The organism is Streptomyces sp. NPDC096311 (assembly GCF_044763085.1).
Taxonomy (GTDB): domain Bacteria; phylum Actinomycetota; class Actinomycetes; order Streptomycetales; family Streptomycetaceae; genus Streptomyces.
On the sequence record NZ_JBIWFN010000042.1, the window covers coordinates 11,961 to 35,389 of the forward strand.

A 23,429-nucleotide genomic window follows, 5' to 3' on the forward strand; every position below is an offset into this window, starting at 1 on the left:
TCCTCACAGCGCCCTTGTCTCATGAGACATGGCGAAGTCTGGAGAACGACGGGCACAGAATGATCATGTGGCGGACCGACGACGGGGTCCGGCTGCAGGCCCGCTCCGGACGCGACGTCACCGCCGCATGGGGCGACCTCGCCCTCGCCGGCCACCACCTCCCGGCCGGGACCGTCCTCGACGGCGAGGCCGTCATCACCACCGAGGACGGGCGGATCAGCTTCGAGGCCGCACAGGCCCGAGCCGCCTCCTCCCCCGCCCGCGCCCACCGACTGGCCGCCCAGCACCCCGCGCACTACAGCGCCTTCGACGCCCTGCAACTGCCACCGCCGAACGGGGACATACGAGCACGCCCGTACGCCGTACGCCGCAGCCTGGCGGGCCTGCCCGCGAACACCCCGATCCAGGCCGTCTCCGCCACCACCGACCGCAACACCGCACTCACCTGGTACAACACCCTCCACAACCAGGGTTGTTTACGCACAACTGCCGTGTCTCATCAGGGGTACGGGGGTAGTACCCCCGGTGGCTCTTCCCGGGCATGGTCCCGGGCAAGCCGATCTCGTCCCACGGCATGGCTCAGAAGCTCAACCGGCACGGCATCCCGGTTCGCACCGCGCGCAACGCGGCGTTGGCCGCCCTCGCTGCTGATCTCCCCAGCCCGATCCTCGCCGATGTGACCGAGATTCACCGCCACACCGCACTCCGCTGGGTCGCCTACGCCCGACGCGACTGGGCCCGCACGTGCCGGGGAACAAGGGCAGGGTGTTCGCGAGTAGGGCTGGTCAGGGCCAGGATGCATCGGCTGGAGATCGCCCCCGACTAGGCGCCACTTGAAATGAGTCGCGGCTGATCTTCCCCGAGGTACCCGGTGCGGCGCGTGATCAGGGCCTCCAGACCGTCAAGGATCCGCTCCAGGCCGAAGTCCAGCGCCTGATCCCGGCCGTACTGTGAGGCAATGGCCGCGGCGAGCGCGGGGAAGCGGTCGGCGTGCTGGTGCACCAGGGGGCCAAGGACGGCCAGGAGTTCCGTCTCGGGCGAGCTGTCCGGCCGGGCCGCGCGGGCCTGCTCGGCGATGCCCCGGACGTGCCCGGCCAGCAGCACCGCGGCGTCCATCCGCTCGGAATCTCGCCAGCATCTGGCCGTGTCGGGCGGGACGATCGCTGACGGCGGGGGCGGACGCCCCGACCTGGTCGAGGAGGTTCGCAGACCTGCCCCCGTACTACAGATCTACGAAAGACCCCTTCATGAACCAGTCCACCCCTGCAGCCGACACTCTGTTCCTCTCCGCCGCACCGGCCGGCCAGCCGCCGCGCGTCCCTGCCACGGACGGTCTGCCCGGGCTCGGCGCGCTCGACTGGGGCCAGTTGTATGACCAACTGAACGAGGAGGGCGTGGCGCTCACCCCGCCGCTGCTGTCGCGCGCGCAGTGCCAGGGGATCACCGACACCTTCGAGGAGCCCGGCCTGTTCCGCTCCACGGTCGTCATGCAGCGTTATCAGTTCGGCCGTGGCACCTACAAGTACTACGCTGACCCGGCCGCTGTGCAGGTGATCCAGACCCTGCGGGAGCGGCTGTATCCGCCGATGGCGTGGATGGCCAACCAGTGGGCGCCGCAGCTGAACGAGCGCACCTTCCCGCTCTCCCTGGAGGAGTTGCTGGCCGAGTGCGCGGACAACGGGCAGCGCCGTTCCACTCCGCTGATCCTCCAGTACGGCCCAGGTGACTACGCGTGCCTGCACCAGGACATCTACGGTGACATCGTGTTCCCGCTGCAGATCGCGGTCATGCTCAACCAGCCCGGCGAGGACTTCACCGGCGGGGAGAATGTGTTCGTTGAGCAGCGGCCCCGTTTCCAGTCCCGCGCGATCGTGGTCAAACCCGAACTCGGCCAGGGAATGATCTTCCCTGTGCGGCACCGCCCGATCCGCGGCAAGAACGGCTTCCGCCGCCACCCGATGCGCCACGGCACCAACGCGGTCGAGTCCGGGCAGCGCACCACCCTCGGCCTCATCTTCCACAACGCCCGCTGACCTGTCCTTTCCGATTGGCTCGCGCTCGGAGCAGGCGCGCCTGGGATGGCCCTCGTCTGCGCGGAGCAGAACCAACAGCCGGGTGCGGCGGAGACGGCCGGTGTGTCCCTCGGCGGGTCCCGGCCCGGGAAGAGTGCCCGCGGGCGACTGCGGCCGGATGAAAGGAGTGCCACCATGGGCCGCCGCCTGTCGGTTCTGCTCAACGGCGTACCCGCTGGCGCGTACCCGCGGATGGCTCCGCAGGCGCTGCGCGGCCGGGTCCGGCCCATCGTGCGGGTCGGTGCCGAGGTGCTGCGCCGCCCGTGCACACCAGTCGCCGAATGTGCTTTCGGCACACCGGAGTTGTCAGGGCTGGTCGACGCCATGTTCGCCACGATGTACGCGGCGGACGGCATGGGTCTGACTGCCAACCAGATCGGAGAGACTTTGCGGGTCTTCGTCTATGACTGCACTGACGAAGGCGGCGTCCGGCACGTCGGGCATGTGATCAACCCGGTCGCCGAGCCCGGCCCGAAGAGCCGCCGTCGCAGCGTGCGCGACGAGGAGGGCTGCCTGTCCGTGCCCGGCGTCTACCAGGTCGTCCACCGACCGCACGCCCTCCTGGTCAGCGGCACCGACCTGACCGGGGCGCCGGTGCAGGTCATGACGAACGGCTACGCGGCGCGCTGCCTGAGCCACGAACTCGACCACCTCGACGGCGTGCTCTACCTGGACCTGCTGCCGAAGCGGGCGGGCTGGAGGCGCTGCGGGAGATGACCCGGGTCGGGCAGGCGGTCATCGCCCGCCGCGCCGCCCGGGCCGCCGCGCTGGGCCTGCGCACCTGAGCCGCCGCCCATGAGGAGCGCGGCGTCCGTTTTCCGCCAGCGCCCGATTGTGTGCTGCCGCACCCTGGGAGGGCGACCAGCGACGACAGCATGTACGAGGCGGTGTGCAGCCGCGATGCCCGTTTCGACGGCAACTTCTTCTTCGCCGTCTCCACGACCGGCATTTACTGCCGGCCCAACTGTCCTGCGACCACGCCGAAGCGACAGAACGTGTGCTTCTTCCTCACTGCGGCGGCCGCCCAGCACTCGGGTTTCCGTGCTTGCCGGCGCTGTCGGCCGGACGCGGTGCCCGGTTCCGCCGCCTGGAACACGCGAGCGGACGTGGTGGGCCGTGCGATGCGACTGATCGGCGACGGCGTCGTGGACCGGGAGGGCGTCGCCGGACTGGCTGCGCGTCTGGGCTACAGCGCCCGGCAGGTGCAGCGGCAGCTGAATGCCGAGCTCGGTGCCGGTCCGATCGCACTCGCCCAGCGTGCGCACACCGCGCGGATCCTGCTGCAGACCACGTCCCTGCAGGCCGTCGATATCGCCTTCGCGGCCGGGTTCGCTAGCGTGAGGCAGTTCAACGACACCATTCGCGAGATCTACGCCGTCACCCCCAGCGAGCTGCGTGCCGCCAGGCCGGGCCGTTCCTCCCGCTACGGCTCCGTCGGCAGCGCCGACGGGGCGGCGGGCATACCGCTGCGGCTGGCCTACCGTGGCCCCTACGCCGCGGCCGAGGTCTTCGACTACCTCGCCGCCCGCGCCCTGGACAGCATCGAGGAGATCACCGGCAACGCGGGCAGGCGCACCTACCGGCGCACCCTGGACCTACCGCACGCCCCTGGGGTCGCCGAGGTCAGTGAGAAGCTCGGCGACGGCTGGCTGGAGTGCCATCTTCACCTGGGCGACCTGCGGGACCTGACCACAGCCACGCAGCGCATCCGCCGTCTGCTCGACCTGGACGCAGACCCCTATGCGGTCACCGAGCGCCTCGGCGCCGACCCGGCGCTCGCCCTGCTCGTCCAGAGCAGACTCGGGCTGCGGGCCCCCGGAGCTGCCGATCCGCACGAGCTGGCGATCCGCGCCGTACTGGGCCAACAGGTCTCCGTCGCCGCCGGGCAGAAGCTCGGTACCACGCTGGTGACCGGCTACGGCCGGCCGCTTCCCGTCCCGAACGGCGGCCTCACCCATGTGTTCCCCGGTGCAGGCGTTCTCGCCGACGCCTCCCTGGCCGAGATCGGCATGCCCGACTCCCGCCGCGCAACCGTACGAACCATCGCCACCGCGCTCGCGGAAGGCACGGTGTGCCTGGATGCGGGCGCGGACCGCGACGAGGCCGAGAAGGCGCTGCTGGGCCTGCGCGGGATCGGCCCGTGGACGGCCGGCTACATCCGCATGCGGGCGTTGGGTGACCCCGACGTCCTGCTCACCGGCGACGTCGCCGTGCAGGCCGGCATGCGACTCGCGGGCGCCGATCTCATCGACGCCGAGCGGTGGCGCCCCTGGCGCACCTATGCCATGCATCATTTCTGGAACATGGCAGCAGACCGGCGCCGCACCCCTGCAGCGTGACGTCCGAATCCCGCCAGCACTCGGGCCTGCCGGACACCAGAGTCGAAGGTGGACCGAAGACTGACGAGAAGGAGGCGACGATGACCGCCTGCACGACGATCACCAGCCCGCTGGGCGACCTGCTGCTGGCGGGCGAGGAGGGCGCCGACGGGTTCACCCTGACCTCGCTGTCCATGCCCGGCCAGAGGAACGCCCCTGCCCTGCGCCCCGGATGGCGTCAGACCGCAGAGCCGTTCGCGGACGCCATCCGCCAGCTGGAGGCGTACTTCGCGGGCGAACTCACCCGCTTCGACATCCCGTTCACCTCCGAAGGCACCGACTTCCAGCAGCGCATCTGGCATGCGCTGGAGGAGATCCCGTACGGCACCACGACCACCTACGGCACCCTCGCGGGCCAGCTGGAGCTGCCGCCCGAGCGAATCCAGGCACTGGGTGCAGCAGTCGGCGCGAACCCTTTGCTGCTGGTACGCCCTTGCCACCGCGTCATCGGCGCGGACGGCTCGATGCGCGGCTACGCCGGCGGCGTCGAGCGCAAGGTGCACCTCCTCACCCACGAAGGCGCCCTGCAACCGACCCTCATGTGAACACCGGCCGCAGCACACCCAGTTCACAAGCCCCGGGAGACGGCGCCGAGTCGCTGCAACCCCAGAGCGACGTCCGAATCCCGCCAGACAAGTTGGCTCTTAAGCCGCAAAGTGGATGGTGGCGCCGATATTCCGAGACTGCACGAAAGGACCCTGACCGATGACGGCCTACACGACGATGGACAGCCCGCTGGGCGAACTGCTGCTGGTGGGCGAGGACTCAGCCACCGCGAAGGGCGGCACCGCGCTCGCCTCGCTGTCCGTTCCCGGCCAGAAGTACGGGGCGGTTGTCCAGGACGGCTGGATCAGCAAGCCGGAGGCGTTCACCGAGATCGTCGCCCAGCTGCGCTCCTACTTCGAGAGACGGCTGACCCGCTTCGACATCGAGTACGTCACCAGCGGCTCGGACTTCCAGCAGCAGGTGTGGACGGCCCTGGAGGCTATCCCGTACGGCACCACCCTCACCTACGGCGACATCGCCGACAAGATCAGCGCCCCCAGGGCCGCGGTGCGGTCCGTGGGCACAGCGATCGGCGGGAACCCCCTGCTGGTCGTACGCCCCTGCCACCGCGTCATCGGCGCCGGCGGCCGGCTGACCGGATATGCCGGCGGCCTGGAGCGTAAGCAGCAGCTCCTGGACCTCGAAAACGTCCACCAGGCAGCCTGACCGGCCCCACCCTGGCCCCACCCGCCCGCTCACGGACGGCGGACGGGCCGGGCGGCCCCGCCCCCCTCACCGACCCAAGGAATCTCCGTCATGACCGAGACCACCCGGCTCACGGGCCCGGTCGCAGGCCGGGTCGCACAGACCGACTGGACCGCCCTGGCGGCCGAACTCGACGCGCACGGCAACGCCCTGACCGGGCCGCTGATCACCCCCGCCGAGTGCCGCGAGCTCATCGGCCTCTACGACCAGCCCGACCGCTTCCGTACGACCGTAGACATGGCCCGCCACCGCTTCGGCTCCGGCCAGTACCGCTACTTCACACACGATCTGCCCGACCTCGTGCGGGACCTGCGCGAAGCGTTCTACCCCCGCCTGCTGCCCATCGCACACAACTGGGCCACCAAGCTGGGAAAGGCCGCCCCCTGGCCCGACACCCTGACCGAATGGCTGGAGATGTGCCACGAGGCCGGGCAGGCCAAGTCCGCGCAGATTCTTCTGCGCTACGGTCCCGGCGACTGGAACGCCCTGCACCGCGACGTGTTCGGCGACATGCTCTTCCCCCTGCAGGTCGTCATCGGCCTCGACGCCCCCGGCACCGACTTCACCGGCGGGGAGTTCCTGATGACCGAACAGCGGCCCCGGGCACAGACGCGCGGCTCGGCCACCACTCTGCCCCAGGGCCACGGCCTGGTCTTCACCACCCGCGACCGGCCGGTGGCCACCACACGCGGCTGGTCGAACGGGCCGATGCGGCACGGCGTGAGCACCGTCCGCTCCGGCCGCCGGCACACCCTCGGCCTCGTCTTCCACGACGCCGCATGACCCCAGCCCCAGCCGACGGCGGCGAGCCCGTACGCACCTACACCCTGCGCGGCGCGGACGGACAGCCCTACCAGAGCCCGACACCCGGCACGCTCGGCGGACACCGCCGCGGCCGGCTGTACGGGCGGCTGGACTGCCCGTCCGCGCTGCGGGCCATCGCCCACGGCCACTACGTCACCCACCGGGTGTTCTTCGCTGACGAGGCCACCGCCGTCGCCGCCGGATACCGGCCCTGCGCCGTGTGCCTGCCCGCCGACTACGCCCGCTGGAAAGCCGACCGAGAAAGCACCACCCGATGAACCCCCTCACCGAGCAGGACGAAGGCTTCCGCTCCCCCCTCATCAGCCCCGCCGACCTCGCCGCCCACGCCGACGACCTGCCCCTGCCCCAGCCGCACACCCGCGCCGAACTCGCCTCACTCCTCGGCCTTCTGACGGCGCCGAGGCAGCGGATCGAAACGGCCGTGATCGGGCACAGCCGTGATGACGCCTCCCGCACAGCCGCGCAGGCGTTCCAGGACGCGTGGACGGCCCGCGGCGGACGCGTACTCACGATCGTCGACTGGCCGGAGACGGCCGCGTCCTGGCTGCGTCCGGCAAGGCGGCTGACCGCCCAGACCCCTGACACCTGGGTGATCGCCGCCTCCGTGCTGGGCTTCGCCCAACTCGCGCGCCGCCTGCGCACGTCCACCGACTTCGACCCGTCCCGCGCCGTGGCATTCGCCTCGCTGAGCACCTCCCGCCTGCCCGCGCTCGCCGGCCCCGGCATCCTGAGCGGGCTGCGCGGCGCGAGCGCCGACGGCGGCACCTGGGGCGTACACGGGGCCTGGGTCACCTCCTACCCGCCGGCGGAGGTGAGCGCGTGAGCGCGCTGATTCCCCGTCCCGCCATGGAGGTCGCCCCCGGCGCGGTGCACGTGCCGGGCTGGCTCACCCTCGATGAGCAGCGTGAACTGGTCGCCGCCTGCCGCACCTGGGCCACCGGACCGGTCCCCATCCGCCACACCCGGCTGCCGCGCGGCGGCGTCATGTCCGTGCAGACCGTCTGCATCGGCTGGCACTGGCAGCCCTACCGCTACACCCGTACCGCCGGCGACGTGAACGGCGAACAGGTTGCCCCGTTCCCCGACTGGATGGTCCGCCTCGGCCGCCGCGCCGTGCGCGCGGCGTACCACGACCAGCAGACGGCGGACGGCTACACCCCGGACACCGCACTCATCAACTTCTACGACGGGCAGGCCCGGCTCGGCATGCACCAGGACAAAGACGAACACTCCTCAGCACCCGTCGTGTCCCTGTCCATCGGCGACACCTGCGTCTTCCGCGTCGGCAACACGCAGACCCGCACCCAGCCCTACACGGACATCGAACTGGCCTCCGGCGACCTGTTCGTCTTCGGCGGCCCCTCCCGCTACGTCTACCACGGCGTCCCCAAGGTCCATGAAGGCACCGCCGACCCCGCCTGCGGTCTGGACTCCAGCCGGCTGAACATCACGATGCGCGTCACCGGCCTCACCGACCCCGAGGAGACGCGGTGACCACCGTGATGGGCGCGGACGGACGTGCCCGCTGCCCGTGGGCCGCCACTGACGACCTGCTGCGCGACTACCACGACACCGAATGGGGCCTGCCCGTCATCGGCGAGGCGGCTCTGTTCGAACGCATCACCCTCGAAGGCTTCCAGGCCGGCCTGAGCTGGCGCACCGTCCTCGCCAAACGCCCCGCCTTCCGTGATGCCTTTGACGGCTTCGACCCCGACACCGTCGCACGGCTCAGCGACAGCCGTCTCGAACAACTCACCGGCCACGCGGGCATCATCCGCAACCGGAAGAAGATCGAGGCCGCCCGCACCAACGCCCGCGCCGTGGTCCGCCTGCGCCTCCACGACTGCGGCGGCCTCGAACAACTCGTCCTCGCCCACCGTCCGGCCACCACCCCGGAGCCCCACCAGCACGCCGACATCCCCACCAGCAGCCCCGAGTCCGCAGCCCTCGCAAACGCCCTGCGCGCCCACGGCTTCACCTTCGTCGGCCCCACCGGCATGTACGCCCTCATGGAGGCCACCGGTCTCATCAACACACACCTCGTCACCTGCCACCGTCGCGGCGCCTTTTACGCCCACACCTGCCACCACCGGACTTCACAACCCTCCGAGCCCGATGACCGAATCCCGCCAGACAAATCGACATAAGAAACCCACTCTGGTGGTGGGGTCAGGGACGACGCCCAACCTCGACGAAAGGAGCCCGCGCGCATGACCGGCACCCGACTCATCGGCTACGGACGCGTCCGCAACGACCCCGCCGACTTCCATGACCAGTACACCCGGCTGCGCGACCTCGGCGTCGCCGAAGAGGACATCCACTGGGACCGCGGCCGCACCGGCCACCTCGTCTCCCAGGAAGGACTCACCGACGCCCTCGCCTCCACCCGCCCCGGCGACACCCTCGTCATCACCGCCCTGGACCGGCTGGCCCCCTCTCTCGAAGCCCTGGAAGAACTCACCCCCCAACTCATCGACCGCGAGATCCGCCTGAGCGTCGGCGGCCTGCTCCTCGACCCCGCCAACGAAGCCGGCCGCAGCGTCTTCGACACCTTCCTCCTCGTCGCCGCCTGCCACACCGAACTCGCCCAGCAGCGCGGCCACGACATGCGCGAGGCATTTCTCGACACGCTCAGCCGACTCGGCCGCACCGCCTGAACACCCGCCACCGCCCCGCCCCACGGACAGCAGGAGAACCGCGCTCATGGACCGCACCGGCTACGACGCCCTCCGCAAGACCGTCGACACGCCCTCCGGCACCATCGCCTATGCGGAGAAGGGCGAGGGACCCGTCGCCCTGTTCGTCCACGGCGTCATCGTCAACGGCTTCCTGTGGCGCCACCAGTTTGACGCCCTGTCCGACACCCGCCGATGCATCGCCCTCGACCTGATGGGCCACGGCCACACCACCATCGCCCCCGGACAGGACGTCTCCTTCGAGGCCCAGGCCGTCATGCTCCTCGAATTCCTGGACGCCCTCGACATCGCCCAGATCGATCTGATCGCCAACGACAGCGGCGTCGGCATCGCCCAGATCTTCGCCGTGCACAACCGGGACCGCCTGCGCACCCTCACGCTGACCAACGGCGACGTCCACGACAACTGGCCCCCCGCAGACTTCGCAGGCTTCACCCAGATGGTCGCCGGGGGCGGCCTGCCCGAGCGGATCGCCGCTATGGCGGCGGACAAGAACGCCTACCGCGGCCCCGACGGCTTCGAAGGCGCCTACGAACACCCCGCCGACATCACCGACGACACCATCGACGCCTACATCCAGCCCCTGCTCTCCCAGCCGCAGCGCGTCAAGGACCTGGAACGCTTCATCCTCGCCTTCGACCCGGCCCAGACCGTCCGCGCCGAGGGCCAGCTCAAGAACCTGGACACCCCCACCCTCATCGTGTGGGGCACCGGCGACATCTTCTTCGACGTCAAGTGGTCCCACTGGCTCGCCGACACCGTCCCCGGCACCCGCCGCCGTGTCGAATACAGCGGCGCCCACCTCCTCTTCCCCGAAGAACGCCCCGCCGCCCTCACCAACGAACTGCGCGCCTTCTGGAAGAACCCCAGCTGAGCCACGCTGCCGCTGAAGAGCCCGTGGAAGAGGGGCGCTGAGCACCGACAAAGACGCCACCTGGTTGACCGGCCTTTGGATCGACCTCGCCGCAGAGCCTGCACCCGCCGGGCCGCGGTCGCCGCGCGCGACACGGAGGGCTGCCCGTCGGTTCCCGGCGCCACCAGGCGCTCCGCCGGCCGCACGAACTCCTCGCCCGCGGCCACGATGGGGCCGGAGTCGCGCTGGAGATCATGCGGGCAGGCTGTGCGCACGCTGCCTCAGCCGCGAACTCGCCCCCGCGACGGCGTGCTCCGCCTGGATCTGCTGCCGATGGCGTCTCGACTGCACGCGCTGCGCGAGAGCACCCGCGGGCAAGAGGGGCGCCTCCCGGCGTGCGGGCCGACTCCGGGCACCGGGGCTGCGCGCATGGCCGGTCCGACCCGCGAGCACGATGTCTGTATCCCGCCAGCATCCGGGCAGGATGCGCCGCACCGTGGTTCCGTGAACAGCGCCGACAGCAGGTACGAGGCGGCCTGCGGCCGCGATGCCCCTTCAACGAAGAGTTCGTCTTCGTTGCCCTGACCCCCGCCCAAGCGCACGTCCCAGCGGTCACCGAAGAGAGGACCAGATGACTGACTACACGAGCCTGCCCGCCGACCTGCCCGTGCCCGAGGACGACGGCGCAGCCGCCCATCTGCCCGGCATGAAGCTGCCCCACCTGGAACTGCAGGCCACCGGCGACACGACAATGCGCCTTGACGCGCTCGGCGCAGGCCGGACAGTGATCTACATCTACCCGCTCACCGGCCGCCCGGGAACCGACCTTCCCGACGGCTGGGACTCGATCCCCGGCGCCCGCGGCTGCACTCCGGAGACGTGCAGCTTCCGGGACCACCATCAGGACCTGCTCGACGCCGGCGCGGTCGGCGTGTTCGGCCTGTCGAGCCAGGACACCGAATACCAGCAAGAGGTCGTCGACCGGCTTCACCTGCCGTTTCAAATGCTCTCCGACCCTGCGCACCGCCTCACCCGCGCGCTCGGCCTGCCTACCTTCGCCACCGGCGGTCTGACGCTGTACAAGCGGATGACTCTGATCGTCCGCGACAACGTGATCGAGCACGTCTTCTACCCCATCTTCCCGCCGGACTTGCATGCCAGCCAGGTCCTGGCCTGGCTGCGGGACAACCCGCTATAGACGTGCCCCATCAGGCGCCGCCGCCTCCCAGCCCGCGCAGACGGGTGATCTCGGTGATCGTCTCCGCCGACGGGTGAAAGCAGCACCGCACGTTCTCCGGCTTCCCGCGCCGTGACTGAGCCATGAGCATCGGCCCTCTGGCAATTCGGCCTCGCCAAGGCGGGGGCCGAAGTGCCACCGCTCGTGCAGGCCCCAGCCCCTTCGCCCCGTGCCGCCGATGGCCATGTGCGTGTGCAGCGGTAAGCGGTGTTTTATCCGTACGCGTGGCGGACCGGGTCGGGGTCCGGGCAGACGTCGCGCGGACGCACGAGCCTGCCGGGGCCCGGCCTGCGGTGCATGACGAACACCGGCCGTGCGGGCGGCCCTTGGCAGCCGGGGCCGTAGACGGGCGGTGCCCGCATTCCGCTATCGATCGGCGACGATGACGACGACGACCGAGCCTGACGCATCCCACGCTGCTGAGTCGGCCCGCTTGCCGAAAGGCGGGCCGGTCACTTTGCCGGATGGGAGCCTGGTGTGTGGCCGAAGGTGTGCCGGAAGACGTCGATGAACGCACTGGCCGAGGACCAACCGCACTGGTGCGCGACGGTGGTCACCGGTTCCTTGTCGGCCAGCAGGACCAAGGCGTGCTGGAGGCGCAGCTGCGTGCGCCACTGGGGGAAGGTCATGCCGAGGTCGCTGCGGAACAGCCGGGGCAAGGTCCGGCTGCTTGCGCCGACCTGGCGGCCCAGTTCGTCGAGGGTGCGGTTGTCGGCCGGATCGGCGTGCAGGATCTCGCGCAGCGCGCGCAGCGGGGGTGAGGCCGGCGTGGGCAGATGCAGGGGCTGCTGGGGTGAGGCTCGCAGCTGGTCGAGCAGGACGGCACGCAGCCGTGAGCGTTCCGGGGTGTCGTCGTCGGGCGTGCGGGTGTAGGCGATGATCAGCTCACGCAGCAGGGGGCCCACGGCAAGCACGGTCGGGGCGTCCAGGCCCAGCGGGTTGTCGGTGGCGGGCAGTCCCACCAGGTGCAGTTCGATTTCCCCGTGGGCCTGGTGGGCGTGGACAGTGCCGGCCGGTACCCAGATGGCGCGGTTTCCCGGGGCGACCCAGGAGCCGGAGCTGGTGGTCACGGCCAGTACGCCGCGTCCGGCGTAGACGATCTGGTGGTCGTCGTGCCGGTGGGCGTCGATCATGCCGCCGGGCGCCAGCAGCTGGGTGCGCGTCGGAGCGACCGGCGCATGGCGGATCTGCGTCATTAGTTGGCAGTTTATCGGAAGCACGACACACGGGTGGCTCCGGAGCATGAGGGGATGCGAAGGAAAACCTCGATCTCTCTCCTGGCTCTCGGGCATGCTTGCGTCGACGTTTACCAGGGTGCGGTGGCGTCTCTGATTCCGTTCTTCGTCGCCGAGCGCGCTTACAGCTACGCCACCGTCTCCGGCATAGTGCTGGCTGCCTCCGTGCTGTCCTCGGTGGTGCACCCGGTGTTCGGCGTGCTGACCGACCGCTGGGCGATGCCTTGGCTGCTGCCGGTCAGCACCTTGCTGGGCGGGGCGGGCATCGCCCTGAGCGGGGTGAGCGGCTCGTACGGTCTGCTCCTGCTGTTCGTGGCGGTTTCCGGTGCCGGTGTGGCCGCCTACCATCCCGAGTCCGCGCGGGTCGCCCGGATCGCCAGCCAGGGCAGCCACAGCGCCATGGGCTGGTTCTCCACCGGCGGCAACATCGGCTTCGCTCTCGCTCCGGTCACGGTGGGCGCGGTGGTGGGGGCCGGTGGGCTGCGTCTGACACCGCTGCTGGTACTGCCGGCCCTCGTCGGCAGCGTGCTGTGCCTGCCCGTGCTGCGCGCGCTGGGACGGCAGCAGGCGGCCGGCGCCGCGGAGCCTGCGCCGACAGGAGAGGACGACAGGACCTCGTTCGTGAAGCTGTCACTGGCCGTGGCATGCCGATCGGTCGTCTTCATGGGACTGAGCGCGTTCCTTTCCCTGTATGCCCGGCAGCGAGTGGGCGGCGGCACCGCGACGGGCACCGTGGCCCTGTTCGTGCTCTATCTCGGTGGCGCGGCCGGTTCCGTGCTGGGCGGCGCACTCGCGGGCCGCTGGGGCCGGGTCACGGTCGCACGCTGGGCCTACCTGATCTCGATCGGATCGGTCGCGGGCGTGGTCTTCGTACCAGGCCCGGCTCTGTACCTGTTTGTGGCCCTGACCTCGGCCGGCCTCTACGTGCCGTTCTCGCTGCAGGTCACGCTCGGCCAGGACTACCTGCCCTCACGGGTCGGCACCGCCAGCGGGATCACGCTGGGCCTGGCAGTCAGCATCGGCGGCCTGATCAGCCCCGTCATCGGCAGCCTCGCCGACGCGACATCGCTGCAGACCGCCCTTGCGCCCCTCGTCCTCATGCCGGTCCTGTGCTGGCAGCTGTTCCGCGCCCTGCCCGAACCCGCCGCACCGCGGCTGAAGGCTGCGCCGCAAGCGGACTCGGACAACACGAACGCCACGTCCCTTTCCGTCCACCAGTCGGACCACCGCTGAGCGGCCTGCGGATGCCGGTGAGGCAACCTGCGTACACAAGCCCGGCCCGGCTCCGACGGCAGCACACCCGCTGACACAGGCGCGGTGAAACGCGACGTCCGAATGCCGCCGGAAAATCTGCCGACCGACGGCAACGATGGGACACGAAAGCGGCAGCGCAACCTGAGCAAACCGGCCCCAGCGGCATGGGGAAAGGCCGTGTCCAGTCCCCGTACGTCTGCGGATGCGGTGGCTGCCGAGCAGTTCACAGGGAAGGTGCCAACGTATGTTTTCTCCCCATGCAGGGGCCGAAGCCTCGGGTACGTTCGTCCTCGGCGGTGACCTTGCTGTTCACCGCCTCGGGTACGGGGCGATGCGGCTGACCGGCCCCGGAATCTGGGGCCCGCCCGCCGATCCGGACGGCGCCCGGGCGGTGCTGCGGCGGGCGGTCGAGCTCGGGGTGAACTTCATCGACACCGCCGACAGCTATGGCCCCAACCTCAATGAAGAGCTGATCGCCGAGGCCCTGTATCCGTATCCGGCGCAATTGGTGATCGGCACGAAGGCCGGGTTCTTGCGGACCGGGCCGAGCCAGTGGCACCACTTCGCCCGCCCGGATTACCTGAGGCAGCAGGCAGAGACGTCACTACGCCGGCTGAAGACCGATGTGATCGACCTGTGGCAACTGCACCGCATCGACCCTGACGTGCCCGAGGAAGCGCAATTCGCCACGCTCAAGGCGTTGCAGGAGGAGGGCAAGATCCGACACCTGGGCCTGTCGGAGGTCGATGTGCCGACGCTGGAACGGGCGCTGGCCTTCGGACTGGACATCGCGACCGTCCAGAACCGATACAACCTCGTCGTGCGCGACTCCGAGCCGGTTCTCGACCGGTGCACCGAACTGGGCATCGTTTTCATCCCGTGGTTCCCCATCGCGCAGGGCATCCTCGCCGAACCGGGCACCAAGTTCTCAGACACCGCACGCGAGTTGGAGGTCACCACCGCGCAACTGTCGCTGGCCTGGCTCCTGCACCGCTCCCCGGTGATCCTGCCCATCCCCGGCACCAGCTCCCTAGAACACCTGGAGGAGAACCTCGCCGCCGGCAGCATCAGGCTGACCGACGAACAGTTCACCGAACTCGACGAGCTCGGCAAGACCCTCGCGCCTGAATTCGACGTACCCGCCGGAGCATGAGCCCTGACGGGGCGGCCTCCAGGCCGCCCCGTTCCATTTCCACGCCCTCCCGGACCACCGGATCCGCCGACGGCCAGGAGCTGGCCACGCGGGCGCCGCCGCCACCAGCACCCCGCCGATCGCGCTGACCCCTGACTCGGGCCATGCCGCATGGACATGGCCGGTCACTGCACCACCGAAACCACAACCTCCCCCCGCGGGCGCCGCGCCACGGCAAGAACGCGCCACCTCGGATGGCCGCGCCGCACCGTTGCAGCGTGGTAGCCAGCAGGCGTGTCGGCCTTGCACCACACCACGCACCAGGAACAGGAACAGGTTCATGACACAGGCTCAGGCATCAGAGAACCGCACGGCACCCTTTCACCGGCTCACCGGGATGACGCGTCACAACGTCGACTTCAGCGGCCACCGCATCGCCGTTTACGAAGCAGGCTCCGGCCCTGAGACCATCATGCTGGTCCACGGCATCCCCGACTCGTCCGCGGTCTACCGGCACCAGATCCCCGGGCTGCTGGAGGCGGGCTACCGAGTGATCGCGCCGGATCTCCTCGGCCACGGCGACTCGGACATCCCTGCCGGGTCGCAGAATTACACGATCGCCATGGACGAAGAGTCCCTGTGGGCGGTCGCCGACGCCCGGGGCGCCGACACGTTCCACCTCGTCGGGCACGACCGCGGCGCGCTGTCGACCTGGTCCATGGCCGCAGCCCGGCCAGACCGGGTGACATCTTTCACCGCCCTGTCCGTCGGCCACCCCAGCGCCCGGAAGGCAGCAGGGTACGAGCAGCGACAGATGTCGTGGTACATGCTCCGGCTGCTGCTGCCCGACGCCGAGGAGTGGCTGCGCGGCGAGACCGAGGGCGACGGCGGCCCCTGGTCCACGTTCCGGTGGTGGGTCCAGAACCATCCCGAAGCCGATGCCTGGATCCACGACCTGGAGCGGCCCGGAGCCCTCCGCGCCCTGGTGAACTGCTACCAGGCCAACGCCAACCCGGCGAATGCGCGGGGCCCTATCCCACGGGTGTCGGTTCCCGTTCTCGGCGTCTGGCCCACGCAAGAGGTCTACTGCGGCCTGGAGCAGATGGCACGCTCGGGCGAATGGGTCGACGGCCCATGGCGCTTCGAGCGCCTGCAGGGGGCCGGGCACTTCCTCCAACTCGACCAGCCGGAAGCGGTGACACGTCTCATCCTGTCGCACGTCGAGGCACACCGGCCGGAGCAAAAGGCGTGAAGTCTTGCTGCCGGAACTGAGCAGGTGCGGACACCGAAGAGTTCCCCGACCCTTGTGAGATCCAGTCACTTCCACGCCTGGCCGTCGGAGTGGGAGAGTAAGTCAATCCATTGGCGAGGCCGGTCCGACCTTGAGGCATCCTGGCCAGGATGATCTCCGTGGGGCGCCACCCGAGCCGGCTTCGCCAACATGCCCGGCGCCCTACGGCCGTCATCCACGCCGCCATGGTCGGCACAGCCTTGCTCCGGGCTCACGAAAGCGGCACGTCTGCACTCCACAAGGCTGCCCTGGGCGACACGAACTCGGAGACCGACCAAGGCAGCAGCCCACTCCTCAGCAACGGATGGCCGAGGGAAAGGCGAAGACCTCGCGCGGCGAGGACATCGGCACCGCGTCAGCCGGCACCGGGGGCGAGCTGATGGGCTGGCGCAGGTCCAGGTAGCAGCGCAGCCGTACACCCGGCTCGCCGGGCGTACGGGTAGTCCGGTCGGCGGGCGCGGTGGCCCACATCCTGGCGAGCGCCGTTTACGCGAGACGGCGCCGCGCGTCTTCGGCGCGGCGGGCGAGGGCGGCATCCCGGCGGGGGTTACCGATCGCTTCCCAGAGGTTCTGGCCGTCCTGGCGGCCGAAGCGCCAGAACGCGGGCCCGGCCGGGCCGTGCTCGCGCAGCAACTCCAGCGTGGTCGCCACGATCGGCATCTTCCCGTCGTAGATGCGGAAGCCGCCCTCGGCCCACCGGCCCTGCCAGTGCTCGCGGGTGAGGGCGGCGACCTTCTCCATCTGCTTCAGCGCGGGCCGCGGGCCGACCTGTTTGAAGACCAGGAGGACCGGCAGGTGCGTCGCGTCACCCCACTGGGGATCGGGTGCGGACCAGCGGGTGCGCCACATCGGCTTGTCCCGGCCGTCGGTGTCCTTCAACTAGCGGTGGAAGTGGCGCATGTACTTGTCGAACTTGGCCGCGATGATCGGGGCTTCCTCGGTGCAGTTGTCAGCCTCGATGGACAACAGCGGCAGCCCCACCTCCGGGGCGATGAGGACGATGTCGGCCCACGCACATCCCATGCCAGGGTTCTTCCGCGTGCCCGTCGCCGGGAGAGCGACCTCGGTGGCGTAGGCAGTGATGCTGCCGATCCCGTCAGGCGCGTCGACACAGCGGAGCCCGTTCAACCCATACAGCCCTAGTTCGCCCCAGTTCGGAGAGGGGGAGAAATCTCCGGACTTTATCCACAGAGGAACGGCCTGAGCATCAGGTCCGTCGCCGGGCCGGTGGGCAGGTCGGCGTCACGTCGGCCTGGTTGGCTTGCTACGACGTCGTGATCCGGCCCCGGCATGACGACTCGAAGCGGCCCCGTTCGTGAAGATCCATGACGGCTCGAAGCAGTCCCCGTGCCGGCATGGGCAGCTCTCTCCTGGAGCCTGAGAAGGCTGCCGATGCTCAAGTGGGGGCCGATTCCAGCCGCCCGGGTGGGGCCGCCGAACGGATTTCGCGGCCAACCCCGCAGGTGCGCTGGCGGCGCACGTACGACCGGGTACGGTGGGTGCTCGCGGAGTTGGAGTAAGGGTGGCTGGCTAGGCGTGCCGGGGTTCAGCGTCGGACCGCCACGGCCGCCGTACGGGGTGTCGGTGTTCAGCGCCGGGCTGCCACGGCTGTCGCGGCCGCGGCCACGATGCGGTGCAGGACGGGGACCGGGATCGCCGGGTTGGTGACCGCTGGGCATGCCGTGTCGCGGTCGTGCAGCAGCCCGGCCAGGACGCGGGCGGGCAGCCGCGGATTGCGCACCGCGGTGCCGCGGACGTAAGCCTCCGGGTCGTTCAGCAGCCGCACCGCGTCGGCCGGTGACAGCCGGGGGTCCTCAGCCGCGCGGCGGCGCACCTCGGCTTCGGGATCCCGTGCCAGGCGTGCGACGTCGGCCGGTGTCGACTCCGGATCGTCCAGGGCCAGGCGGCGCATCCGCCCGCTGGGGTCGGCGGTGTAGCGCAGCAGGCCCGTACGGGGGAAGTTGGGGTGGCTGCGGGGCCGGTCGGGGTGGCTGAAGCTGCCGTCCCACCAGCGCCAGACCTCCAGCAGCATGTCGGCCGGCGCGTCCTCGCACGATTCGGCGAGGAACAGGCGGACCACCCGGTCCTCGTCCCGCGCCAGGCACGCCACGACATCCGGTGGGAGGTGCCGGGCTCGGGCCACACTGCGGCGGACCAGCGGGTGGGACGACGCGGCGAGACGGCGCATCGCGTCGGCGTCGCCGTGCAGGTCCTCGACCCAGGGAAGGATGTGCGACATCGACGTCGAGTCGAAGTCGTGGCGCACCGCGGCACGTTGCTCCTCGGTGAGGTCGGGGCGCAGCGCTACCGCGGAGCGGATGTTGTCCTGCGGGTCCTGTGTCAGCACGGCGACGCCGTGCGCGCCCAGGCCCGGGTTGGCGGCCAGCGCCCGACGTACCTCCGCATCCCCGTCCCGGACCAGCTCCGCCTCCAGCTCGGGCGCGAGGCGGCACCGTTCGAGCGCCCGCCGCGGGTCGGGCAGGGCGGCGAAAACCTCGCGAGGCATGGGTACGCCGGTGTGGTGGGCGAGCAGCGCAGCCGTTCGCACCGCGTAGTCGGTGTCGGCCAGCAGCCGCTCCCGCAGCGGCGCAGCGAGGTCCTCCCACCGGGCACAGGCCGCCGTCCGCACCCGGGGATCGCCGTCGGCCGCGAGGTCAGGGAGGTGCTGTGCGGGGAGCCCCGGGAGTTCGGCGGCTCGCGCGCGGGACGGGCCGGCGAAGAGGTCGTTGTACAGGTCCTCGGGGAGTTCCGCGCCCCAGATGCAGGCCTGCTCCGCCCAGAGCACGCGTCGATTCGGCGACGGCTCGGCGCGGATCAGGTGTACCCACTGATCGGACGTGAGTTTGGGCCGGAAGGTGTCGGCGGGCCTTGACCGCACCCGCGGATCGGGGTGCGCCACGGCGGCGTCGAGGACGGCGGGCCGGTCGCATCCGTGCAGGAAGCCCTCCTCCACATCCAGCAGCCGGATCAGCAGTTCGTCCGTCGCGGCCGGATTGGACCCGATCCCCTCCGCCCAGTGCAGAGGCCACGCATGTCGGCCGGGCACCGCTGCCCACACCTCGGCGCGCTCGACCTCCGTCTCGCGCCCGGCGGCCTCGGCGGCCTCCTCCAGCCGCTCCGGCAGTCGGTCAAGGGCCGTCACCCGAGGCCCGCCCGCGCCGGGCACCTCCGCCAGCAGCACCTGCCCGTCGAGGGAGAGCGCCACGAACCCGGGGGCGCCGGTCAACTCCGGCACGCCGCTCCCGGCGTGCCGGACCCGGGTCCACCAGGAGTCGTTGCCGCCGATCCGGTGCCTGAGGACGGCCACCAAGAACTCACCGTCGACATCGCAAAGACGCCGCCACCACGCGGCATCGAGCGCTTCCCGGGCCACGCCGTCCGGCGCCGCGATCCCCCGCGCGATCCGCCAGCCGGCCTCCGGCGGGAACAGGTTGCCCGGACGCACGTCCTCAACGACCGTGAGTCCGGCGCGTGTGAGTAGTTCGTGGAGTTCCTCTGGGTGCTGCACGCGGTCATGATCCCCGCCGGCTCGCGGTGGGACAAGGCCCTCAGCCCGGGCCCAACCGGCCCTCACCCGCGTACACGTCATTGACTGCGACGTCGTTCGGCGGCCCCACCCGGGCAGCTGGAATCGGCCCCCACTTGAGCATCGGCAGCTTTCTCAGGCTCCAGGAGACACCTGCCCAGGCCGGCACGGGGACCGCTTCGAGCACTCCTCGACGCCAAGAACCTGCACTATCCCGACAACTTCATCAACCCGAGCACCGGCAAGCTCAAGTTTCCGACTGCGGAGACCACAACGATGAAGAAACAGGTCGCGGCAGCCAATGGTGTGCCCGTCGTGCGGTACATGAACAACGAGAGAACCGCCACTGCTTTGCGACTCTGGGCGATCGATAACGACGTCAAGGGCATCGAGTTCGTGTTCAGGCCCGTCCCAATCACGGGCTGAACAACGGGTGTCTCCCCCTGCAGGAATGACGGAGACACCCGTCGTCTTCCTAGCAGCAAGAGGAGTGCAATGAGTGACACCCTGGGGCTCTATAGGTTCGTGGACGGTGAACTTGTTCCGCCTGACATGGACGTGGTGCGGGCGGTTCTCGCTCCATATGGTGCCGTGCCCGGGAAAACGACGGCCGACGGTATGGACTTCTGGATCCGCGCGGATGACGGCGGAGAAGCCGAACTGTCTATCTCTGGCAACATGGTTGGGGTCGAGCGTCCCGCCCTGGGTAAGATCCGTGGCGTCATCGCTGAACTCGCCGACAGGATCGGTGCGGGCGTTCTCACCCCCCCCGTGGCACGTTCCTCTTTCGCAAGGACAGCCGAAGCCACCTGCCCGAGGGGATGGAGAACGATTCCGTCTTCGGTCCCGAGATCACCCGCGAAGCCCTTGAAGACGTCGAGGCTCGGACAACATAACTGAGCTCGTCCGAGTGGCCATGCCCAGGAGGGCCTGCGCAGAGACACCTGGCATTGATCATCCAGGCTGCTGTACAGGCCGCCTCACCGGTCCGCCCGAACGGAAAGCGTCCTGTTCCTTGGTGCTCTAGGAGCCTGCCTCAAAGTTGATCTGCTGCGGGCAGTCCGGCAAGGACCCGGTCGACGGCCTGCTGCGCGATGTCGGCGTTGGTCCACAGCGTGCTGATCGGGGCCAGACCCTTGAACATCGACTCTTCCGGTCGGCGGGTGCCTTCCGGAGCCGTGCCACTGTTTCCGCTTGGCCAGGAAGTTGTCCAGCGCCGCCTGGCGATCTCGAAGTAGGGCAGCTCCTGCCAGAACCGCAGCGTCAGACTCTGCTCCTGGGACGGTGTCAGGTCTCCGAGGGCCCTTCGCACTGCGGCGGCCAGGGCCGCGTGGAGTACGAATCGCTGGGCACCGTGTACAAGGCGAGCGGCCCCGCGGAGGCCGCGGGGAACGAGGTGCGAGTGGTCCTGAAGTGGCTTCCGGGCAAGAAGGGCCATGAAGGCTTCATCGTGTTCGATTCGTATCCGTTGTCCAAGTAAGGGAGCCCGACGGGCACCCAGACACAGGGCGTGAACGGCTGACTTCCACCGCAGGTGGGTCCGTCCCGGCAATGGGACGGACCCACCCGCCGACGTCTTTCGAAGGCAGGGCAATGCACCATGACGAGACAGCGTGAGCAATACGGCATTCTCTACGAGGGCGACTTCGGCCTCAGCGCACTCGCCGAAAAGCTGTCCGTGACGACCGGATCCCCCGACGAGACACAGGCACTGCACCTCGCGTCCGAAGTCGCCGCCGCCACCGAGGGCGAGGGCGCGGTCGAGCTGGGCGTCGACGTGCGCTGTCTCCTGGACTCTCCGTTGCCGGACGACATCATCCGCACAGCGTGGCTCGCTGCCGCGCACGGGCGCTTCGATCCGGCGGCGTGCGAGTCGGGCGTCCGAGGCTGGCTGCGCCGGCTCGCCTAGTGCTGTACCGCGAAGGTTCACCGGGTTCGCTGGCCGCTGCGACCGCTGGACTGGTTGGATTACGGCCGACAATGAGGTGTTCGGTCCGGGGCGTGCAAGGTTCCCCCGCGATCCTGCGTCGGGAGGGCACATGCAGCGCGGCGAGGTCTGGTTGGCGGACTTTGACGAGCGGCGGCCGGTAGTACTGCTGTCAGGAGACGAAGCGTCCGGGTTCCGAGCGATGCAGGTCGTCGCTCCTGCGGGGACCGAGATCAGCGGTGTGGCCGTCGAGGTGGCAGTGGGGGCGCCCGAGGGGCTGCCTCTCGAGGGCGTCCTTCGAGTGGCGCTGCCACGTCCCGGTCTTGTCCCGTGCACTTGGCTGGTCACGCTGGCCCAGGAAGATCTGACCGAGCAGGTGGGAGTCTTGTCGTCAGCGAAGCTCGGCGAGATCGAGGATGCCCTCCGTGCCGGTGGTCTCGAGCAGGCGGCGCACTAGGCTGCTTGATCAGGCAACGAGCGGGGGTCGGCCTCCCCAGCGAAGGCCCTTCTCGCTGCGGATGCGGGCGCGTTCCTTGCGCTGGGTGGCCAGGACGTCAGGGTGGCGGGCATTCTTGTTCCGCCAGCGCAGGTAGGCGTGCAGGGCCCGGGTCTGGATCGTGTGGTTCGGATGATGCGAGTTGGCCAGGGTGAACTGCCGCAGCGGCCCGAAGTGGGCCTCGATGGGGTTCGCCCAGGATGCGTAGGTCGGGGTGAAGCACAGTTCGGCCTTGTTCTTTGCCGCCCACCTGCGGATTCTCCAGTTCAGGTGGGCGGAGAGTTTGTCGAGGATCACGTAGATGGGGCCGCCGTCCGGGCGGGTGGCCCGGATCGATCGCAGGGCTGCCCAGGTGTGGTCGATGCCTTTGCGTCTGCGGTTGACGCCCCACAGTTTGTCGTCGCCGACCGAGTAGCAGCCGTGGAAGTAGGTGATCCCGTGGGTGCGGCGGAAGGTGGCCGGCAGCCGGTTCGGTTTGCCCTGCTTGGCCCAGCAGGATCCGGCGACGGGACGGATGCCGAGGGGGCCGAACTCGTCGAACGCGAACGTGCGGTCTGGTCTTTCGTTGATCGCGTACTCGATCCTGGCGAGCTTGGCGTCGAAGGCCTGGTCCGGGGACTCCTTCCAGGTCTTCGTGCGCTGGAAGGAGATCCCCCGGCGGGCCAGCAGACAGCGCAGGGCTTCCCGGCCGATCAGCACTGGCCGGGAGATGTTGCGCCGCAGGTGGTCGGCGAGCTTTCGGACCGACCAGCGGGTGAAGGGCTTGCCCAGCAGGGTTGGGCGGGTGGTGGCCGTCTGGATGACGAAGTCCTCGTCGTCACGATTCAGCAGGCGGGGACGGCCTCTCGCCCACCGAGGGTCCAGGCATGCGAGCCCGATCTCGTTGAAGCGGTGGATCACGTCGCGGACGGTGTCCTCATCCGCCTGGACCAACCGCGCGATCACCGGGACCGCGCTGCCGCCGGCCGAGGCCAGCACCATCATCGCCCGCCGAAACCGCACCGAGCTGGTGCTGCCCCTCCGAACGATCTGCTGCAGCTTCTGCCCCTCCTGCTCGGTCAGCCCACGGACCCTGACCGGTAACGCCATCCCGCCTCCCCATGCCAGTCGAAGTCGTCACATCCGACCAGCACAACGAGCAACCCGGCAAACGTTCCCGGTCACAGCACTAGTAGGACTCCGTTAGGTTGCTCTGGCTCTGAGGTTCTGGCTGGTGGGGGATGTTCTGGGCAGGGGGCGGTGGCAGGTGGTGCAGG

General features: G+C 69.9%; 29 protein-coding genes and 1 pseudogene. 22 read left to right on the plus strand and 8 right to left on the minus strand.

Annotation, left to right across the window (positions count from 1 at the left end):
* Nucleotides 1-14 precede the first annotated feature (14 nt).
* The gene (locus ACIRA5_RS51680) at nucleotides 15-680 is read left to right on the plus strand and encodes a hypothetical protein (RefSeq protein WP_403705124.1); all 666 of its coding nucleotides are present in this window, start codon (nucleotides 15-17) and stop codon (nucleotides 678-680) included.
* Nucleotides 681-822: 142 nt separating this feature from the next.
* On the opposite strand, the gene ACIRA5_RS51685 is transcribed toward ACIRA5_RS51680, so the two are convergent.
* The gene (locus tag ACIRA5_RS51685) at nucleotides 823-1,116 is read right to left on the minus strand and encodes a hypothetical protein (RefSeq protein WP_403705127.1); all 294 of its coding nucleotides are present in this window, start codon (nucleotides 1,114-1,116) and stop codon (nucleotides 823-825) included.
* Between the two features lie 131 nt (nucleotides 1,117-1,247).
* Between ACIRA5_RS51685 and ACIRA5_RS51690 the strand changes: the two genes are divergently transcribed.
* From ACIRA5_RS51690 to ACIRA5_RS51750, 13 genes are all read left to right on the plus strand, one after another.
* The gene (locus tag ACIRA5_RS51690) at nucleotides 1,248-2,033 is read left to right on the plus strand and encodes a 2OG-Fe(II) oxygenase (RefSeq protein WP_403705130.1); all 786 of its coding nucleotides are present in this window, start codon (nucleotides 1,248-1,250) and stop codon (nucleotides 2,031-2,033) included.
* Nucleotides 2,034-2,207: 174 nt separating this feature from the next.
* Complete coding sequence (gene def / locus ACIRA5_RS51695) at nucleotides 2,208-2,789, plus strand: peptide deformylase (protein WP_403705132.1); 582 nt, start codon at nucleotides 2,208-2,210, stop codon at nucleotides 2,787-2,789.
* Nucleotides 2,790-2,947: 158 nt separating this feature from the next.
* Entirely contained in the window at nucleotides 2,948-4,411 is a 1,464-nt protein-coding gene (locus ACIRA5_RS51700) for an AlkA N-terminal domain-containing protein (protein WP_403705135.1), read from the plus strand.
* Nucleotides 4,412-4,491: 80 nt separating this feature from the next.
* Nucleotides 4,492-4,995 (plus strand): methylated-DNA--[protein]-cysteine S-methyltransferase, encoded by a 504-nt coding sequence (locus tag ACIRA5_RS51705; RefSeq protein WP_403705138.1) that lies wholly within the window; start codon nucleotides 4,492-4,494, stop codon nucleotides 4,993-4,995.
* Nucleotides 4,996-5,155: 160 nt separating this feature from the next.
* On the plus strand, nucleotides 5,156-5,662 hold the full coding sequence (locus tag ACIRA5_RS51710) for a methylated-DNA--[protein]-cysteine S-methyltransferase (RefSeq protein WP_403705140.1): 507 nt from the start codon (nucleotides 5,156-5,158) through the stop codon (nucleotides 5,660-5,662).
* Between the two features lie 90 nt (nucleotides 5,663-5,752).
* Nucleotides 5,753-6,484 carry a 2OG-Fe(II) oxygenase gene (locus ACIRA5_RS51715; protein ID WP_403705143.1) on the plus strand — a complete coding sequence of 244 codons (732 nt, stop codon included), beginning with the start codon at nucleotides 5,753-5,755 and terminating at the stop codon, nucleotides 6,482-6,484.
* Nucleotides 6,481-6,783: an Ada metal-binding domain-containing protein gene (locus tag ACIRA5_RS51720; protein ID WP_403705146.1), complete on the plus strand. Its 303-nt coding sequence runs from the start codon at nucleotides 6,481-6,483 to the stop codon at nucleotides 6,781-6,783. The genes ACIRA5_RS51715 and ACIRA5_RS51720 overlap by 4 nt, the downstream gene beginning before the upstream one ends.
* Nucleotides 6,780-7,349 (plus strand): hypothetical protein, encoded by a 570-nt coding sequence (locus ACIRA5_RS51725; protein WP_403705148.1) that lies wholly within the window; start codon nucleotides 6,780-6,782, stop codon nucleotides 7,347-7,349. The genes ACIRA5_RS51720 and ACIRA5_RS51725 overlap by 4 nt, the downstream gene beginning before the upstream one ends.
* Complete coding sequence (locus ACIRA5_RS51730) at nucleotides 7,346-8,020, plus strand: alpha-ketoglutarate-dependent dioxygenase AlkB family protein (protein ID WP_403705151.1); 675 nt, start codon at nucleotides 7,346-7,348, stop codon at nucleotides 8,018-8,020. The genes ACIRA5_RS51725 and ACIRA5_RS51730 overlap by 4 nt, the downstream gene beginning before the upstream one ends.
* Nucleotides 8,017-8,673 (plus strand): DNA-3-methyladenine glycosylase I, encoded by a 657-nt coding sequence (locus ACIRA5_RS51735; RefSeq protein WP_403705153.1) that lies wholly within the window; start codon nucleotides 8,017-8,019, stop codon nucleotides 8,671-8,673. The genes ACIRA5_RS51730 and ACIRA5_RS51735 overlap by 4 nt, the downstream gene beginning before the upstream one ends.
* A gap of 63 nt (nucleotides 8,674-8,736) precedes the next feature.
* Nucleotides 8,737-9,183: a recombinase family protein gene (locus tag ACIRA5_RS51740; protein ID WP_403705155.1), complete on the plus strand. Its 447-nt coding sequence runs from the start codon at nucleotides 8,737-8,739 to the stop codon at nucleotides 9,181-9,183.
* Between the two features lie 46 nt (nucleotides 9,184-9,229).
* Nucleotides 9,230-10,096, plus strand: coding sequence for an alpha/beta fold hydrolase (locus ACIRA5_RS51745; protein ID WP_403705157.1), 867 nt, complete (start codon nucleotides 9,230-9,232; stop codon nucleotides 10,094-10,096).
* 610 nt (nucleotides 10,097-10,706) lie between these two features.
* The gene (locus tag ACIRA5_RS51750; protein WP_403705159.1) at nucleotides 10,707-11,273 is read left to right on the plus strand and encodes a peroxiredoxin; all 567 of its coding nucleotides are present in this window, start codon (nucleotides 10,707-10,709) and stop codon (nucleotides 11,271-11,273) included.
* 491 nt (nucleotides 11,274-11,764) lie between these two features.
* Here the strand turns inward: ACIRA5_RS51750 and ACIRA5_RS51755 are convergent, their stop codons facing one another.
* Nucleotides 11,765-12,508, minus strand: a complete 744-nt coding sequence (locus tag ACIRA5_RS51755) for an AraC family transcriptional regulator (RefSeq protein WP_403705162.1) — start codon at nucleotides 12,506-12,508, stop codon at nucleotides 11,765-11,767.
* 54 nt (nucleotides 12,509-12,562) lie between these two features.
* On the opposite strand from ACIRA5_RS51755, the gene ACIRA5_RS51760 reads away from it, so the two are divergent.
* The 3 genes from ACIRA5_RS51760 (at nucleotide 12,563) to ACIRA5_RS51770 (ending at nucleotide 16,185) form a co-directional block, all read left to right on the plus strand.
* A complete protein-coding gene (locus tag ACIRA5_RS51760) occupies nucleotides 12,563-13,780 on the plus strand; it encodes an MFS transporter (protein WP_403705164.1) in 1,218 nt (405 codons plus the stop codon).
* Nucleotides 13,781-14,045: 265 nt separating this feature from the next.
* Nucleotides 14,046-14,954 (plus strand): aldo/keto reductase, encoded by a 909-nt coding sequence (locus ACIRA5_RS51765; protein ID WP_403705196.1) that lies wholly within the window; start codon nucleotides 14,046-14,048, stop codon nucleotides 14,952-14,954.
* Between the two features lie 319 nt (nucleotides 14,955-15,273).
* Nucleotides 15,274-16,185, plus strand: a complete 912-nt coding sequence (locus ACIRA5_RS51770) for an alpha/beta fold hydrolase (protein ID WP_403705167.1) — start codon at nucleotides 15,274-15,276, stop codon at nucleotides 16,183-16,185.
* Between the two features lie 333 nt (nucleotides 16,186-16,518).
* Here ACIRA5_RS51770 and ACIRA5_RS51775 read toward each other — a convergent pair.
* From ACIRA5_RS51775 to ACIRA5_RS51790, 4 genes and pseudogenes are all read right to left on the minus strand, one after another.
* Nucleotides 16,519-16,704 (minus strand): annotated as a pseudogene (locus ACIRA5_RS51775) (DUF6207 family protein); the annotation flags it as partial.
* A gap of 6 nt (nucleotides 16,705-16,710) precedes the next feature.
* Complete coding sequence (locus tag ACIRA5_RS51780) at nucleotides 16,711-17,103, minus strand: hypothetical protein (RefSeq protein WP_403705170.1); 393 nt, start codon at nucleotides 17,101-17,103, stop codon at nucleotides 16,711-16,713.
* Nucleotides 17,104-17,247: a hypothetical protein gene (locus ACIRA5_RS51785; RefSeq protein WP_403705173.1), complete on the minus strand. Its 144-nt coding sequence runs from the start codon at nucleotides 17,245-17,247 to the stop codon at nucleotides 17,104-17,106.
* 565 nt (nucleotides 17,248-17,812) lie between these two features.
* Nucleotides 17,813-19,732, minus strand: coding sequence for a hypothetical protein (locus ACIRA5_RS51790; protein WP_403705176.1), 1,920 nt, complete (start codon nucleotides 19,730-19,732; stop codon nucleotides 17,813-17,815).
* Nucleotides 19,733-20,026: 294 nt separating this feature from the next.
* Here ACIRA5_RS51790 and ACIRA5_RS51795 point away from each other — a divergent pair, with 294 nt between their 5' ends.
* Both ACIRA5_RS51795 and ACIRA5_RS51800 read left to right on the plus strand, forming a co-directional pair.
* A complete protein-coding gene (locus tag ACIRA5_RS51795) occupies nucleotides 20,027-20,176 on the plus strand; it encodes a hypothetical protein (RefSeq protein ID WP_403705179.1) in 150 nt (49 codons plus the stop codon).
* Between the two features lie 69 nt (nucleotides 20,177-20,245).
* A complete protein-coding gene (locus ACIRA5_RS51800) occupies nucleotides 20,246-20,650 on the plus strand; it encodes a hypothetical protein (protein WP_403705181.1) in 405 nt (134 codons plus the stop codon).
* A gap of 136 nt (nucleotides 20,651-20,786) precedes the next feature.
* Here the strand turns inward: ACIRA5_RS51800 and ACIRA5_RS51805 are convergent, their stop codons facing one another.
* A complete protein-coding gene (locus ACIRA5_RS51805; RefSeq protein ID WP_403705184.1) occupies nucleotides 20,787-21,062 on the minus strand; it encodes a hypothetical protein in 276 nt (91 codons plus the stop codon).
* Between the two features lie 18 nt (nucleotides 21,063-21,080).
* Between ACIRA5_RS51805 and ACIRA5_RS51810 the strand changes: the two genes are divergently transcribed.
* The 3 genes from ACIRA5_RS51810 to ACIRA5_RS51820 all read left to right on the plus strand — a co-directional run bounded on the left by ACIRA5_RS51810 (nucleotide 21,081) and on the right by ACIRA5_RS51820 (nucleotide 22,134).
* A complete protein-coding gene (locus tag ACIRA5_RS51810) occupies nucleotides 21,081-21,230 on the plus strand; it encodes a hypothetical protein (protein WP_403705187.1) in 150 nt (49 codons plus the stop codon).
* A gap of 120 nt (nucleotides 21,231-21,350) precedes the next feature.
* On the plus strand, nucleotides 21,351-21,659 hold the full coding sequence (locus tag ACIRA5_RS51815; protein ID WP_403705189.1) for a hypothetical protein: 309 nt from the start codon (nucleotides 21,351-21,353) through the stop codon (nucleotides 21,657-21,659).
* A 130-nt stretch (nucleotides 21,660-21,789) separates the two neighbouring features.
* The gene (locus ACIRA5_RS51820) at nucleotides 21,790-22,134 is read left to right on the plus strand and encodes a type II toxin-antitoxin system PemK/MazF family toxin (protein WP_392271469.1); all 345 of its coding nucleotides are present in this window, start codon (nucleotides 21,790-21,792) and stop codon (nucleotides 22,132-22,134) included.
* A gap of 9 nt (nucleotides 22,135-22,143) precedes the next feature.
* On the opposite strand, the gene ACIRA5_RS51825 is transcribed toward ACIRA5_RS51820, so the two are convergent.
* Nucleotides 22,144-23,262 (minus strand): IS630 family transposase, encoded by a 1,119-nt coding sequence (locus ACIRA5_RS51825; RefSeq protein WP_403705192.1) that lies wholly within the window; start codon nucleotides 23,260-23,262, stop codon nucleotides 22,144-22,146.
* Nucleotides 23,263-23,429 lie beyond the last annotated feature (167 nt).